Origin of the sequence: Mongoliibacter sp. (assembly GCF_007692705.1) — a bacterium.
In the GTDB taxonomy this organism is placed as follows: domain Bacteria; phylum Bacteroidota; class Bacteroidia; order Cytophagales; family Cyclobacteriaceae; genus Mongoliibacter.
Genome location: NZ_REBN01000193.1, coordinates 1 through 15,515 on the forward strand (window position 1 = coordinate 1; position 15,515 = coordinate 15,515).

Annotated in this window: 14 protein-coding genes; all 14 read left to right on the forward strand. The window is 38.0% G+C overall.

The genetic code is table 11. The annotated features are described in order from the left end of the window. Positions 1–459, forward strand: a 459-nt coding sequence (locus EA341_RS13405) for a glycosyltransferase family 4 protein (RefSeq protein ID WP_293015427.1), incomplete at its 5' end; no start/stop codon positions are given. Between the two features lie 8 nt (positions 460–467). Then, a complete protein-coding gene (locus tag EA341_RS13410) occupies positions 468–1,613 on the forward strand; it encodes a glycosyltransferase (protein ID WP_293015431.1) in 1,146 nt (381 codons plus the stop codon). 7 nt (positions 1,614–1,620) lie between these two features. Beyond that, complete coding sequence (locus EA341_RS13415) at positions 1,621–2,727, forward strand: glycosyltransferase (protein WP_293015433.1); 1,107 nt, start codon at positions 1,621–1,623, stop codon at positions 2,725–2,727. Beyond that, the gene (locus EA341_RS13420) at positions 2,724–3,701 is read left to right on the forward strand and encodes a hypothetical protein (RefSeq protein WP_293015436.1); all 978 of its coding nucleotides are present in this window, start codon (positions 2,724–2,726) and stop codon (positions 3,699–3,701) included. The genes EA341_RS13415 and EA341_RS13420 overlap by 4 nt, the downstream gene beginning before the upstream one ends. Beyond that, complete coding sequence (locus EA341_RS13425) at positions 3,698–4,867, forward strand: acyltransferase (RefSeq protein ID WP_293015439.1); 1,170 nt, start codon at positions 3,698–3,700, stop codon at positions 4,865–4,867. Before EA341_RS13420 ends, EA341_RS13425 begins: the two co-directional genes overlap by 4 nt. 105 nt (positions 4,868–4,972) lie before the next feature. Next, positions 4,973–6,352, forward strand: a complete 1,380-nt coding sequence (locus tag EA341_RS13430; protein ID WP_293015442.1) for an O-antigen ligase family protein — start codon at positions 4,973–4,975, stop codon at positions 6,350–6,352. Continuing rightward, the gene (locus tag EA341_RS13435) at positions 6,349–7,674 is read left to right on the forward strand and encodes a phenylacetate--CoA ligase family protein (protein WP_293015445.1); all 1,326 of its coding nucleotides are present in this window, start codon (positions 6,349–6,351) and stop codon (positions 7,672–7,674) included. Before EA341_RS13430 ends, EA341_RS13435 begins: the two co-directional genes overlap by 4 nt. Further along, positions 7,671–8,777: a response regulator gene (locus EA341_RS13440; protein WP_293015448.1), complete on the forward strand. Its 1,107-nt coding sequence runs from the start codon at positions 7,671–7,673 to the stop codon at positions 8,775–8,777. The genes EA341_RS13435 and EA341_RS13440 overlap by 4 nt, the downstream gene beginning before the upstream one ends. Positions 8,778–8,820: 43 nt before the next feature. After that, complete coding sequence (locus EA341_RS13445; RefSeq protein WP_293015451.1) at positions 8,821–10,017, forward strand: glycosyltransferase family 4 protein; 1,197 nt, start codon at positions 8,821–8,823, stop codon at positions 10,015–10,017. After that, positions 10,014–10,901, forward strand: a complete 888-nt coding sequence (locus EA341_RS13450; RefSeq protein WP_293015454.1) for an NAD(P)-dependent oxidoreductase — start codon at positions 10,014–10,016, stop codon at positions 10,899–10,901. The genes EA341_RS13445 and EA341_RS13450 overlap by 4 nt, the downstream gene beginning before the upstream one ends. A gap of 13 nt (positions 10,902–10,914) precedes the next feature. Next, positions 10,915–11,958, forward strand: coding sequence for a glycosyltransferase (locus tag EA341_RS13455; protein WP_293015456.1), 1,044 nt, complete (start codon positions 10,915–10,917; stop codon positions 11,956–11,958). 1 nt (position 11,959) lies between these two features. Further along, the gene (gene asnB / locus EA341_RS13460; protein ID WP_293015459.1) at positions 11,960–13,855 is read left to right on the forward strand and encodes an asparagine synthase (glutamine-hydrolyzing); all 1,896 of its coding nucleotides are present in this window, start codon (positions 11,960–11,962) and stop codon (positions 13,853–13,855) included. Next, positions 13,852–14,766: a glycosyltransferase family 8 protein gene (locus tag EA341_RS13465; protein WP_293015462.1), complete on the forward strand. Its 915-nt coding sequence runs from the start codon at positions 13,852–13,854 to the stop codon at positions 14,764–14,766. The genes asnB and EA341_RS13465 overlap by 4 nt, the downstream gene beginning before the upstream one ends. Further along, a partial coding sequence (locus EA341_RS13470; RefSeq protein WP_293015465.1) for a hypothetical protein occupies positions 14,766–15,515 on the forward strand: 750 nt, incomplete at its 3' end. The genes EA341_RS13465 and EA341_RS13470, both read left to right, overlap by 1 nt.

A 15,515-nucleotide genomic window follows, 5' to 3' on the forward strand; every position in this document is an offset into this window, starting at 1 on the left:
GGTAGGGATTGGAAGTACCCAGATGGCAGTTCCTATACCGAAAGAATCAAAGAAATTATAGATGCGGAAATCAAGCCACACGTACATTTTTTGGGAGTTTTACCTAATCTTGAAGTACCTCAATGGATAGAATCAAGTGATATATGCGTATATCCATCTCATATGGAAGCCATGCCCTTGGCATGGATAGAAGTAATGAGCATGGGGAAACCTTTTGTAGCCACCAAAATAGGTCCCGCCTTTGAATTGGTAGATGATGGTATTTCCGGTTTATTGGCCGATCCATTGGATCATGATGAACTTGCAGCAAAAATAATGGAGCTATTGGCCAATGAAGAATTGAAAAACAGCTTGGGAGAAAATGCCAGAAAAAAGGTTTTGAATGAATTTTCTCTACAAACCATAGCTGATCAAAGTAATTCATACTATTCCAATTTGATCCAATCCAAACAAAATTGAACTATCCCATGAAGGGGAAGAAAGTTTCCAATTTTCTTATCGTTACCCACGTCAGGCATGTCTTTAAGGATGGTAATTACTGGGCATATGGACCATATGTTAAGGAAATGAATCTTTGGTTGAAACATGTGGAGGGGGTCACTGTAATAGCTCCTTTAACACGTGACGTCAGTCCTGATCCAATAGATTTGTACTATTTACACCCGCAAATCAATTTTATATCCGTGAGAAGTTTTGACCTGTTGGGTTTTAATTCCATTATCCGATCTTTATTTTATATTCCAACCATCTTAGGGAAGCTTTTGTACCATATGTATCATTCTGATCATATCCATTTGAGATGCCCAGGAAATATGGGTTTGCTGGGAGCTTTAACTCAAGTATTTTTCCCAAAGAAAAAAAAGACGGTCAAGTATGCGGCTAACTGGGATCCAGAAAGTGCTCAGCCCTTTACCTACAAACTGCAGCAGAAACTTGTCAGCAATACAGCGTTCAGTAAAAACATTGCTGTTTTGACTTACGGGGATTGGGAACCTGGAAATCCCAATCTGAAGCCTTTCTTCACTGCCTCATATTCTGAAAAGGAAATTGTAGAAAGTAATCCCAGAGTTTTACAAAAAAAAGCTCCCATCCGCTTGATTTTTGTAGGAGGTTTGCAAAAAGCTAAAAATCCACTAATCAGTTTACAGACTTGCGAAGCTTTGTTGGATTTGGGCTATAATGTTGAACTTGAATTTTTCGGTCAAGGACCGGAATTTGAATACCTGCAAAATTATTCTCAAGAGAACGGATTAAACCACGCAGTCAGATTTCATGGAAATGTGCCAGCAGAGCAAGTCAAAAAAGCATTTCAGCATGCTCATTTTCTAATCTTTGTCTCTGAGAGTGAAGGCTGGCCTAAAGTGGTCGCTGAATCCATGTTCTGGGCCTGCCTGCCTCTGACTTCTTCGGTTTCTTGTGTTCCGTATATGCTTGGAGATGAGCTGAGAGGGGATTTGGTAGGAAAAAATGTCAATGAAATTGTGTCAAAAATTGAATATTACCTCAACCATCCTGAGGTCTACCAGGAGAAAGCATTCCAGGCTATGGCCTGGTCAAGAGCTTTTACATTGGAGAAATTTGAATCAGAAATTAAGGCTATTTTAAGCAATTGATTGAGGTATGAGGATTCTTCAACTTATAGACACATTGGAAATGGGAGGTGCAGAAAGGATGGCTGTGAATATTGCCAATGCCTTCAGCGAAGTTGGAATAGAGTCTTTTTTGGCGGTTTCCAGAAAAGAAGGACCCTTATCAAAATTCCTTTTGCCAGGAGTAACTCTGCATAGCCTTCAAAAAAGAAGCACTTTTGATTTGAAGGCCTTTAAAAAATTAATGGGCTTGGTTAAAGAAATTAAACCTGATATTCTTCATGCACACTCTACTTCTATTTATTGGGCTGTGGGGATCAGGATGTTTTTCCCTAAAGTGAAATTGATATGGCATGACCACTTGGGGGTGAATGAGGAGGTAATCAGGGATAATCCAAGAAAAGAACTTAAAATATTCAGCAAGTTCATCCATGGAATAATTACTGTAAATTCTGAAATCAGGGATTGGTGGATCAAAGAACTTGGCTTTTCTCCAAACAAGATCAAATACATCAAAAACTTCCCTTTTTTGAATTTTAAGAAGAAAAAGAAATTGAACCCAATTCCAAACATCTTGCATGTAGCCAATTTTCGAAAGGAAAAAGGACACTTAAATCTACTCAAGGCGGTTGAAATTCTTCAGGCTCAGCATTTTGATTTCCATTTGAAGCTGATAGGACAAGTAATGGATGAGCAAATATTCCAAGAAGTAAACAAATTGATCAATACTAATGGATGGAATAATCAAGTGAGTGTATTAGGGCCTATTGAAGATGTTGGAGAAGTTTTACTTAGCGGAGATGTAGGTCTTGTATGTTCTGATCGGGAAGGTTTGCCTGTTGCTCTACTTGAATATGGCTTGGCTGGGCTGAAAGTGATTTCCACTGATGTGGGGATTTGTGCAGAAGTTTTAGGACAAGGGCAGTACGGGTATATTGTGCCGGCAAATAGTCCAAGTCATTTGGCTGAAACCATTGTTTATGTGAGCACCCAGCATGAGGAGGCGGAAGAAAAAGCAATTGCCTTTCAAAGACACGTGAAAGAAATGTATGGTAGTGAACAATTTTTAACTGAATATTTCGAATTTTTACAGGCTTTAGGATTAAGCAATCAAACCTTAAAAACCAATTTGCATTGAAAGTTTACATTCATAATATTTCAAACTATTACTCGTCATACTACCTCCACGGTTTAAATAAAACTGCTGATTTGGAATATACCGGTTCTAAAGAATTTGAGTCTTATAACAATAGAGGGTTTTTAATATTTGAGGTAGGAGGCAAAATTGGAGTTGTGGATAACCATGACCCTATGGGCGTAGATCAAAGTCTCCTTGATAAGGTTGATTTTTATTTTGCTACCAATAAAGTAAAAGGCCATGATGCTTATGAGAAGGACAAGGTCTTCCCTTTATTCCCTCATTATCCTATCAAGGTTCATAAAGACTACTTTAAGGTTTTTAAATTAAATCCGCTTTTTAAAATAGCTCCAGTCGCCCTTCTAAAAGAATTGTATGCCCAAAATTTGAGAACACGCTATCAAGATGAGGTTTGGGATTATAGGATCTCCAATTATGTTTTCTTTTCAGGATCCATTTGGAAAAAAGAAAAATGGGCTAATGAATTGCGTGCTGCATTTATTGAAGCATGTAGACAAAATCCCAAAATTGAATTTGAAGGTGGGTTCGTTCGCAGAAAGGATGGTGCACATGGTGAGTATGAACATTTATTAAATACCCGTGAGTACAGTCCAACATCCTTCGCACAAAAATCAAGAAAGTCTATGATTACATTTAACAATCCGGCTGTTTTGGGTGCTGTGAGTTGGAGACTTGCTGAAAGTCAGAATCTGGGTTCTTTTGTCTTATCTTTCCCATTTAAAATTCACTTACCAGTTTATCCAAAGAATGGCGAGGAAATCCACTACATCCATGACAAGGAGGAGTTGCCTGAAGTGATCAATTTCATATCAGAAAACAGTAATTACCACCGTAAAATTGCATTAGGTGGGAAGAAGTATTTTGAAAGATATTGCAAACCTGAAGTTCAGGCGAGATACATGTTGGACGTGCTAAGGGGACAAGTAGCTCCGCTGCAAAACAGTAAAGCATGAATTGGAAATTTAATACTTTACTGAAAAGAAAAACATCAGGAGGTAATTTTATCCCTGAAATTGATGGATTACGTTTTTTCGCAATTTTCACTGTTTTAATTTTCCACCTCAACACAGCCTATTCCAGAGAAATAGGTGTGGATTGGTTAAACAACCTACCAGATGATGGATTTTTAAATTTAGGATGGTGGATTGTGAGAATGGATTTGGGTGTAAAAGTCTTTTTTGGGATTTCAGGATTTATTTTAGCGGTTCCTTTTATCAAGCACTATTGGTATGGTGGCAGAGCGATTTCTCTGAAGCAGTATTTTATTCGGAGATTGACCAGACTTGAACCTCCTTTTGTTGTGACCTTAATTTTGTTTTTTTTAGTCCATATCCTAGTACTTGGAGCGGATTATTCGGAAATGTTATCTCATTTCTGGGCCAGTTTATTCTACTTGCATACCATTATTTATGAAATGCCCTCTATCATCAATCCCGTGACTTGGAGTTTGGAAACAGAGGTACAGTTCTATTCTTTGATCCCATTTCTAGCCATGCTCATATTTTTTAAAAGACATAGCGCATGGGTATTGATTTGTTTGCTCCTGCTATTTTCAGCTTCTATTTTTGCCAAAAATTATATCTATTCGAACAGTACACCTGGTTGGGACTTTACTATATTCGTGTTTTTAAGTAATTTTCTCACTGGGTTTTTCTTTGCTTTAGCTTATTTACACTATCAACATTATTTTAAAACAAAATCATTTTTATGGGATATTTTTGGATTGATATCCATTTTCACACTCTTTTATTTTTATAAGCCTCAGGTGGATATGCTGAATAACCTGCTTTTCAATATTTCAATATTTTTACTTTTCATTGCGACATTCAAGGGACATGTATTCAATTGGTTTTTTAGCCGATCGATAATTTATTTGGTAGGAGGGATGTGTTACACCATCTACCTTATTCATTATCCCTTTTTCCACCTTCTGATGAAGTTTACTGGGAGATTCTCTGTTTCGAATGATTATTTTCCTAATCTGATGGTTCAGCTAATGATTGGAATTCCAATTGTGATTTTTGTATCAATAATATTCTTTGTTTTGATAGAAAAACCTTGTATGGATAAGGATTGGCCGAAAAAATTAAAAATGATAGTAGCAAAGATGATTAACTAATGGGCCGTATCTTTAGGCTCCCATTCAAAAAGTGCTTTTGTGCTGCAAAAAAATAAATAAGGTTAGAAATTGCTGAAGTATATAGTAACATCAAAATATCCCCTTTTGTGGCTAGTATTCCATGTGGTTTTGGGGTTGGCGTCTGCATTTTCTCCATTACCAGTGATTATATGGTTTTATTTGGTGGCCATATCTTCAATTCTATGGGTATTGCAATCTACCCGTTCTCCAGCCCCTCTCATTTTATATACGGTTTATCTGACATCATTTGAGCTCCTTGCAAGAATGGCGAGCTCCTCCCCATTCATTCCTTATGAGTTGGGGAAATATCTTCTTTTCTTATTGCTCGTATTTGGGATATTTACGTTCCAAAAAAAGAGTTGGATTGGATTCGTAATGTTGTTTTTATTGATTCCGGCATTGATTATCGATGAATCCGGTAGAGTTGAATGGCTTGACTTGGTATTCAATGTATTGGGACCAATCAATGTGGCTTTGGCCGTTTGGTTTTTTTATCAAAAAAGAGTATCTGTTAAGGTCCTAGGCTATTCACTGTTATTGGCAGTATTGCCTCTGGTTTCGGTCTTGAGTTTTACGATATATAGGGTTCCGGATTTTGATGATGTTGATTTCGAATTGGGAGCCAATACTCTGGCAAGTGCTGGTTTTGGATCAAATCAGGTGTCTACAGCTTTGGGTTTAGGTGCATTTTTAGCTTTTGTCATCTGGCTCAATAAGTGGAGACTTTCAGGAATAAGATGGTTGGATGCACTTATATTCCTGGCATTCTGTGTGCAGGGATTGTTAACCTTTTCAAGGGGAGGGATGTTTGGGACTGTAGTCGGTGTCGTCGTGGTTTTATTCTTTCTATCAAAAAGCACGGGCATACAGATAAGAAAATATAATCTGCCCAAAATCGGCAAGTTTGTAATTCCAGCAATTTTATTGATTGTTGTCTCTTTCTATGTAGCCAATGAGCTGACTAGAGGAATGCTTTTATTAAGATACCAAGGAGAGACCGCAGGTACACTGGCCGGTGCAAAAGAAAAAGACCTCAATACCTATACCACAGGAAGACTTGATATTTTTACCGGCGATTTGGAAATCTGGGAAAATCACATACTTCTGGGAGTGGGAGCAGGCGCATCCAGGTATCTCAGAAATACAATGGAAGAAGTTGCTGCTCATATCGAGCTTAGCCGATTACTTGCTGAGCACGGATTGTTGGGTTTGATGTATTTTATTTTGTTGTGTTATGTAGGTTTTATCAATTACAGAAAACATAAAAACCCAATGATAAGGGGATTGCTCTTGGCCTTTTTCCTTGTAGGAATTTACACCAGTTTCCATGCGGCCATGAGGACATTTATATCTCCGTTGATGATTGGTCTGAGTCTTTTGCAAATTGTACAACTGAAGAAAAAGAAACCCGTAAAAAAAGTGAGTTCTGAAGAAAAGCCCAGACCGGTTTTAAATCTGTTATGATGTATTCATTTCTGTTAAAAAACTTTTTGCTTCCTTTCGGAGATAAATTTTTAGGAGGTGGACTTCCAAAAAAAATCAAGGAGCTCCAAGGATTGACAAGGCTTTCAGCAGTCGAGCTGAAATCTTTACAAAATCAAAAACTGGGAAAGGTTCTTCAGTATGCTATTTTGCACAGCCCTTATTATCAGGCTCTTGATATTAGTCCCTCAGCTGACCCTGAAGAGTTTTTGTCAAAATTCCCTATACTGGATAAACAGACAGTAAGGGATAAAATCGATCAATTGATCACAAAGAAATCTCTAGATGGTCTTCAGGCAGTGATGTCAAGTGGATCTACCGGTCCACCTAGCAAGGTTTATTTCAACAAAGAAGAAATGGCTGCCACAAGAGCAGTCCAACTCACTTGGTGGTCTTGGGCAGGCTATGAATATGGGAATAGCATTTTACAAACTGGGGTAAATCTGAACCGTTCAAGAGAAAAGCGCATCAAGGATATTTTCTTCAGGACGAAATATATTGAGGCCCTCAAGCATCACGAGGATGAGATGTTGAAGGAGCTTCATGATTTGAGAAAGAAGCCTAAGGACCATTATGTAGCCTATGCATCCAGTCTGTATTTATTTGCAAAGACAGCTCTTGATCACGGACTCAGCGACATCAGGTTCAAGTCCGTAATTTCACTTGGGGAAAAGTTATTGCCAAATTTTAGGGAAGCTATAGAACAGGCCTTTCATTGCAAGGTGTACGATACTTATGGAAGTTCGGAGGGTTTAATGGTAGCATCACAGTGCAGTCATGGTTCGTACCATATCATGACACCCCATGTATATTTGGAAGTTGTAGATGAAAACGGAAATGAAGTGGGTCCGGGTGAAATGGGTAGGGTATTGCTTACTGGCTTGGATAATTACACAACACCTCTTATCCGGTATGAAATTGGCGATTTGGCAATAAAGAGCAAAAAGACTACTTGTGACTGTGGTATGGAGCTGCCTATGTTGGAAGAAGTTTTGGGAAGAACCACGGAGTTTTTAAAAACACCCCAAAATAAATACATCACTGTTCAGACAGTAGTGAGGGTATTGAAATTTTTCCCAGAAGTGGAACAGTTCACATTGATTCAGAAGACAGAAAATAGTTTTCAACTACAATATATTTCAAAGGAACAGCTTGACGAATGCAGTCAACAAAAAATCAAAGAGTCCTTTGAAACCCTCTATAAAGAAAGTTTTTTATTTGATTTTCAGCAGGTGGAGCTTTTACCGAGATCTAAATCTGGTAAATTCCAACTCATTATTAATGAGGTTCATGAAAATGTATGAGAATAGGAGTTCTATATTTCCGTCATAGGGAAGGGCATAATTCTGTTTTTCCTTTGTTGTCGTTTAAAGAAATGTTAGAGCAACAGGGCTGTGAGTTTGTTTTTACACACTCTCTTCAAAAGGCTTTATCCGATACCTTCGACTATCTGTTTGTTTCTGATTTATCTTTACCAAGATTAATAGGAAAGCGATACTCTAAGGTAGACTTTTTAAAGAAACTTAGGGAAGAACAAAATTGTCCAATCATTTTTCTTTCAGGTAATGATTCCACAGGACCAATATTTCCAGAAATCGTGGATCAGGTGGATTTGTATTTATCCAAGCAATTACTCAGGGATAAGACAATATACCTGCAACCCTTAAAGCGTCACTTTTTCAGGGATCAGATGATGTCTCAATTCAAGTTCAAAAATGAAAATAGCTTTGAACCTATTTCACTTAGTAAAGGGCATTTGCACAAAATCAGTGTTTCTTGGAATTTAGCACTTATTGATTGGAAGGTTCAAATGAGCGGAAAACTGGGGAAATTTTTGAACATCCTAAATAAAAATAGCGCTGTTATTCCCCCAGAGCCTGTTTGTGAACTTCAAAAAAGAAGTAATAAAATTATGTTTAAGGGAAATCTTTTTCCAGGTCAGCATGATGTTTTCAGGTTACATAGACTTTTGACCTTAAAAGTTTTCAAAACTTTTGACTTTGAATCTTCCTACAAAGCAGACGTCATACTTGGCCCTAAGGCTTATTTAGCTCAAATGAAAGAAACCATTATCAGTCTCTCTCCATTTGGTTGGGGGGAAATATGCTATAGGGATTTTGAAACTTTCCGGACTGGATCTTTACTTTTCAAACCGGATATGAGCCATATAGAAACATATCCTGACATCTACCAGGATGACAACCATTTAAGTTACCGATGGGATGCCAAGGATCTCAAAGCTAAAATTGAAAAGGTACTCAAAGATCCAGCAGCTTTTCAAAAAATTGCAGAAAAAGGGAAGACTAGCTTCGAAAATGCAATAGACCCCAAGAAATCGGGGGCAGCCTTCTCCAAGCATTTCTTCGATATATTGAATATGGCTCGTGATAATTTTGAGAACAGGTAGTTATAATAGCTTTCCCCCTTAAAAACAAAAAATATATAACATTTTGAAAATCCTTATTTTTTACCAGTATTTCGGTACACCTAATGGTGGTTGGAGTACCCGTTTCTATGAATTTGCGAAAAGATGGGCTAATGAAGGTCATCAAGTCACTGTAGTAACTTCTCCTTATTATAAATCCGATATTAAAGCCGATAAATTTATCTCTAAACAAAGAATTGAGAATATAGACTTGATTGTCATCAACTCTCCGGATTCTAACAAAGCAGGTTTGTTTAGTCGTATGCTCAATGCCTTTATTTTCTCCTGTGTATCTGTATTTTATGCTTTAAGGTTGTCTTACGATGTGGTTTTATGCAGTTCTGGACCGATTACCATTGCTATTCCAGGGTTAGCCGCTACCATGATTCGGGGTAAAAAGTTTGTGTTTGAAGTAAGAGATCTTTGGCCGAGAGGGGCTGTGGAGCTTGAAAAAATAAAAAATCCTTTAATTGTCAGATTGGGCTATGCTTTTGAAAAGTGGATTTATAAAAAATCTGATCTGGTGGTGGCCTGCTCACCTGGAATGGAAGCAGGTGTCAAACAAGTTTGCCCTGAGGCATTAACCTTGGTAATCCCCAATTCATCAGACAATGATCTTTTTCAATTACCGGAAAAGCAATATCCGGAAAATTTCCCATCAGACTGGAATGGGAAATCAGTTTTTATTTATGCAGGTTCCTTGGGTTTGATGGATGAGTGTTCACAGATTATCAATGGGGTAGCTCAATTGAAACAGAATGATGTGAAAATAGCTATGATTGGCGATGGGGCTGAAAAAGAACATCTGGAAAGTCTTATTGGAAAATTTGGACTTGAACAAAACGTTAAATTTTTTGGCCTAATACCAAAAAGAGAAGTGGTTAAGTGGTTTTCCATTGCGCAAGCGAGTTTTGTAACCTTCAAAGACATACCTGTTTTACACACCAATTCGCCCAATAAAATGTTTGACTCATTTGCTGCCGGAGTTCCAATTATTCAATCTACAAAAGGTTGGATCAGGGATTTTGTAGAGAATGCAGGCTGTGGTATTAATGTGGATCCCAATGATCCCAAGACATTTGCGGACGCGATGCTGCTATTGCATACACAGCCTGAAATCCGAGAAGCGATGGCAAAAGCAGCAAAAAAAATTGCAGAAGAAGAATTTGACAGAGGAATACTTTCTGCGATATATCTTCAAAAAATTAAGGAACTGGAATGAAAAAATACCTTTTGACGGGAGCATCAGGCTTTTTGGGCAAAGTGATTTTCATGAAAATCAAAAATGAATGCTATACTTTGGGCCGGAGTCAAAGCGATGATGTTTTGTGTGATTTGGAAAGTGTTGCCACAGGTATACCAGAAGTAAAGACTTTTATACATTGCGCTGGGAAAGCCCATATCATTCCAAAAACAGTTGAAGAAAAGGAGGCCTTCTTCAAGATCAATTATAAAGGAACCGTGAACCTCCTCAAAGGATTTGAAAGATCAGGCAATATTCCTCAAAACCTCATATTTATCAGTACAGTAGCAGTATATGGTCTTGAGGAAGGCGAAGGTATAGATGAATCTTCCCCTTTATTGGGTGAAACACCCTATGCCAAAAGTAAAATCATGGCTGAAACCTACCTCAAAGAGTGGTGTAATCTCAAGCAGGTTAATTTGGTGATTTTGAGACTTCCCCTAATCGTAGGTGAAAATGCTCCTGGTAACTTAGGTGCTATGGAAAGGGCTATCCAAAATGGGTATTATTTGGGGATTGGAACCGGATCTTCCAGAAAATCAGCTGTTCTGGCAAAGGATATTGCTGACTTGATTCCAAGGTTGGAAGGTGTAAACGGTACTTTTAACCTGACTGATCAAAGGCACCCTAGTATGAGGGAAATTGAAGAGGCTCTAGCTGAAAAATATCAAAAGAAAATCAGGAGGATTCCACTTCTCTGGCTTAAACCTTTTGCAGCCATTGGCGATAAGCTTTCTTTTTTTCCATTGAATTCCTACCGCTTGGAAAAACTCACTTCCAGTTTAACATTTGATGATGATTTGGCAAAGAAACAGTTGAAATGGAACCCTGGCTCTGTTTTGGAATTTTTGAAATCCGAATGAAATTAAGACAATTATGAGAATATTATTCCTGGGAGAAACTTATAGGGCCGATGCTAAGACCTGGATTGAAGGTATTGAACTGAATCTTGGGAAAAAAATAGAAACCAAGGAAGTGGCTTTTACCCCTCAAAGATGGAGGCGATTACTCTTTTTTGCCCGGTTTCTTATAGAACTATTTTTCATGAGATTCCAAAAGCCTTATGATTTGGTATTGGCAGAAAGGGCTACCAGCTATGGTTTTTTTGCTTTACTCGTAAAGGCTAAGGTAAGGGTAGTTGCCCAGCAGGGTATTACTGATGCTTTCCCTGAAGAAGGCTTTACAGGAATTTACAAAAGATATTTTCAAAGAAAAGTATATAAAAAGGCGGATTTAGTCCATGCTTGGGGAAATGTTATGACCTATGCAATGCTCGAATCTGGTGCAGCACCTTCAAAGATCATGGTCTTACCTAAAGGTATCAACCTTTCTCATTATAAATTCAGACCACAAACACAGAAGGAGCATGAGGCAATCGGTATAGTGACCAGGTCCCTTTCTGATATATACAGGCATGAAGATATTCTCAAGGCTTTTGCCATTTTGAAAAGGAGAGGAGTCAATGCCAGTTGTTGGATAGTGGGAGACGGAGTTCTGAGGACCAAACTTGAGGATTTGAGTAAAGAGTTGGAAGTTGAAGATAGGATTCGCTTTTTTGGCCGAATAGATAATAAATTGCTTCCTGAATTACTTGCAGAAAGTAATTTTTATCTGGCTGTTCCAGAAACAGAAGGGGTTTCTGCTTCTCTTTTTGAAGCCATGGCCAGCGGCTCATTTCCGATTGTGACTGATTTACCGGCAAATAGAGCATTTATCAGGCAAGGGGAGAATGGTTTTCTTGTTCCTGTAGGACAACCGGAAATATTAGCCTCTAAAATTGAAGAATATATTTTGAATAAAGATAAATATTTCGATCAGGTTCAGTTGAATAGAGATTTTATAGAATCAAAGGTTAGTTTTGAAAGAAATATGAAACTTATCTTTGAAAGGTATTTACAACTTTTAGAAAAGAAAAAATAATATGTGTGGAATCGTAGGATTTTGGCAGCATCAAGAACCCGCTTTTCAAGGGAGGTTAAAAGCTATGAGCGATGCCATTTACCATAGAGGACCTGATGCGGAGGGTGTATATCTTGAAGGTAAGCTTGCTTTGGGACACAGAAGACTTTCCATTCTCGATCTTTCTGAGCATGCCAATCAACCTTTTCATTCGCCTTGCGGTAATTATGTGCTGGTGTACAATGGTGAGATATTTAACTTCCAGGAATTTTACCCAGAATTAAAAGCAAAAGGGTACAGCTTCAAGACCACCTCAGATACTGAGGTGCTTTTATACTTGTTAATGGAATACGGTGTTGCTGTATTGGATAGGCTTAATGGTTTTTTTGCCTTTGCCTTTTGGGACAAGAAGGAACAAAAGCTGAGTTTGGTAAGAGATAGGTTTGGTGTCAAGCCTTTGTTTTATCATTTTGGAAAAGAAGGCTTTAGCTTCGCTAGTGAACCCAAGGGGATTTTTGCCGCAGGTGTCTCAAGACAGGTGGATCCTGATCACTTAGATGAATTGTTTATTTACAGGTATGTTTCAGGAGAGAATACCATATTTAAAGGGATTAACAGGTTACTTCCAGGTCATTTGATGGAACTAACATCTAACGCCGAGGACGTTAAAACCAAGAGATGGTTTCATTTGGGAGATGCTGCAAGAAATTTTGAAAATATTGCCAAACCCTATGAATGGTTTGAAGATACTTTTAATGATAGTGTCAAGCTTAGGATGATCGCTGATGTACCTGTAGGAACTTTGTTAAGTGGGGGCTTGGATAGCAGTGGTATTGTGCACAGTCAGGCTAGTCAAGGATTTAAGAATCTGAGTTCTTGGAATGTAATGTTTAAAGGATACCAACATGATGAGTCCCACATTGCAAAAAGATTTTCTGAAGAGCTTAATGTTACTTATAATGGACATGAATTTTTGGGTCAAGAGCAAGTAGCGCTTACCAAAAGGGCAATACATATCAATGATGAGCCATTGATGCATTTTACAGACAATGTTTTACTGGGATTAAGTCTAAAAGCTAAAAAAAAGGTTACTGTACTTCTTACTGGAGAAGGGGCAGATGAAGTTTTGGGGGGATATGTAAGGTATAAAGTGCATGACGGAAATTTCAGGTATAGACTTTTGGATTTGATTAATCTGATACCAGATAAATACCTAAAAAAAGACAGGCTAAAAAAGTTAAAGCGCTACATGTCTTTAAGGAATCCTGATGCTCAGATGATTATGAATGCCAACGAGGTTTATCTTAACGATCTTAAGAAACTTGGAATTCTGTCTTCTAATCTCATACCTTCTTACAGGGTAAACATTCTTGAGGAGGCAAAAGCACTTTACCCAACTAATAGGTATAGACAACTGCTTTACCTAGAGCAGCATTCCCATCTACATTCGCTCAATGATAAGAATGACAGGACCACCATGGGAGCCTCAATCGAATGCAGAGAACCTTATTTGGATTATAGATTGGTTACCGGAGCAGCTTCCTTGCCTGATGAATATTTCAACAGTAAAGGCAAGGGGAAGATGTTGGCGATGAATTCCTTTGGCAAGAAATTGCCGACTTATATCAGAGACCATAGAAAAATTGGACTCTCTATGCCTTGGGATAAATACATTCTTGAGAACCCCGAATTGAGAGATCATTTGGAATCTATGCATCTTTCTCCTTTGTTTGAAATGGGTTTTCTTTCTCACTTAGACATCAAACAAGCTGTGGAGGATTTTAAAGTTAATCCAACAGAAAACTTAGGCTGGATGAAGCAGTTGTTCTTCACCTCATTATGGTACAGAGAGATCTTTGGTCCAGAAAGTGAGTATGATAAGATATTCAAAACCGATAGAAATCAGGCAACACTATGATTGTAGCTTTTGCTGTAAACAGAAGATTTTTCATGCCTCTGGCTGTAGCCATGCATTCCCTGTTGAAGTATAATGCGGCAGAAATCAGAAAGATTTATCTTTTCTGCAATGAAATCTCAGATGATGAAAAAAACAAATTCCGTATAATAACAGGTGATTTAGACTTTGAAGTCAAGATTATTCAAGAAAGAGATTTAAGCCAGCTTGTCACTTCTTTACATTTTCAATGCGCGAACTATTATAGACTATTAATTCCTGATCTCCTCAAAGAAGATAAAATCTTATACCTTGACGCAGATATTATTGTTTTAGGCTCTTTGAAACCCATATGGGAGACCGATCTTACAAATGATTACCTTGCCGCTGTTTGGACCCCTGGAGTAGATTGGAGTCCAAAATTGGGAGTGGAAAAAGAGGATGGTTATTTTAATTCAGGAGTAATGTTGATGAATCTCAGGCAATGGAGAGAAAATAATCTGGGTAGAAAAGTTGTAGAATTTGTGCATGAAAACCCTAAATTAATCCGTTTTGTAGATCAGTGCGGATTGAATGTTATGGTTAAAAACAGGTGGAAAAAACTTCCTGTAAAATATAACCTGACTATGGATTTTTATGAGGAGGAGTATGAGGCAGATGATCCTGGAGTTGATATAGAAGAAATCAGAAAGGCAAAGATTAATCCAGTCATCGTTCATTTTACAGGTAGCAGCAAGCCTTGGCAAACAAGCAATCAGCATCCTTTCAAATTTTTGTTTTGGAAATACCTAAGGCAAACTCCTTTTTCCAGAAAGCTTCCAGAGGATTTTAATCTGGTAAACCTGATAAAATACCTCACCCCAAGTAAAGTGAGAAGTGTTTTCAGAAAATTGCAATATCGATTTTTTCCAAGAGGGAAATTTAAGCTGAAGTAATGGTTGACAGACTTTTGAAAAAAGAATTGGATAGCATCTTCACATTTTCCAAGGTGAAGCTTTATTTTGACCAAGACCATTTATGTGAAGGTTACTTCTTTGACCTATTTGTGTCCATACATTCGGAGAAAATTCAGCTAGCTGATGAGGGAGAAAAATACTTTGAACTTGTCAATTCAGTTGAAGAAGCAGATTTTATTTTTATACCCATTCCCCTGTCAGATTTATTAGGTCGTGCTGGTGGTCGGAAATGTATTCAATACCATGATAGTCTGGCCTCCACCTTCCAAAAAACCTTGGTTATGGTATCCGATGCAGATTTGCTTTTTGACCCGGGGGTTGAAAATTACCTACTCCTCACTCCCGGCCCATATAAAAGTATGAAGCAGCAGATGGCCATACCTGCTTTACTGCAACAAGACCCATTGAAAAAATGGTTCAATGGGCAATGGAAGCCAGTTTCAAAGCAGAAAGAGATCAGTGTAGGCTTCTGCGGCCAGGCTACATCCAATTTTTTGAAAAATATCAAAGACCATCTGCAGTATTTTTGGCTCAATGGGGAGAAATTATTGGGGAAATCAAAACACCTCTACATTCCGTTTTTTTTGGCTGCCAAAGAACGGGCTGATTTGTTGGATACACTAGAACAATCCAGCGTCATCAAAACTGATTTTTTGAAAAGGGAAAGGTATAAAGGCGGAGCCAAAAGCGATGAAGATCAAAAAAGACTTGAATTTGAGTTTTTCAAG

Excerpts from the sequence above, each read along its gene's own strand:
- EA341_RS13440 (WP_293015448.1), top strand. The coding sequence starts at position 7,671 with ATGAGAATAGGAGTTCTATATTTCCGTCATAGGGAAGGGCATAATTCT.
- EA341_RS13410 (WP_293015431.1), top strand. The coding sequence starts at position 468 with ATGAAGGGGAAGAAAGTTTCCAATTTTCTTATCGTTACCCACGTCAGG.
- EA341_RS13450 (WP_293015454.1), top strand. The coding sequence starts at position 10,014 with ATGAAAAAATACCTTTTGACGGGAGCATCAGGCTTTTTGGGCAAAGTG.
- EA341_RS13415 (WP_293015433.1), top strand. The coding sequence starts at position 1,621 with ATGAGGATTCTTCAACTTATAGACACATTGGAAATGGGAGGTGCAGAA.
- EA341_RS13425 (WP_293015439.1), top strand. The coding sequence starts at position 3,698 with ATGAATTGGAAATTTAATACTTTACTGAAAAGAAAAACATCAGGAGGT.
- EA341_RS13455 (WP_293015456.1), top strand. The coding sequence starts at position 10,915 with ATGAGAATATTATTCCTGGGAGAAACTTATAGGGCCGATGCTAAGACC.
- EA341_RS13435 (WP_293015445.1), top strand. The coding sequence starts at position 6,349 with ATGATGTATTCATTTCTGTTAAAAAACTTTTTGCTTCCTTTCGGAGAT.
- asnB (WP_293015459.1), top strand. The coding sequence starts at position 11,960 with ATGTGTGGAATCGTAGGATTTTGGCAGCATCAAGAACCCGCTTTTCAA.
- EA341_RS13465 (WP_293015462.1), top strand. The coding sequence starts at position 13,852 with ATGATTGTAGCTTTTGCTGTAAACAGAAGATTTTTCATGCCTCTGGCT.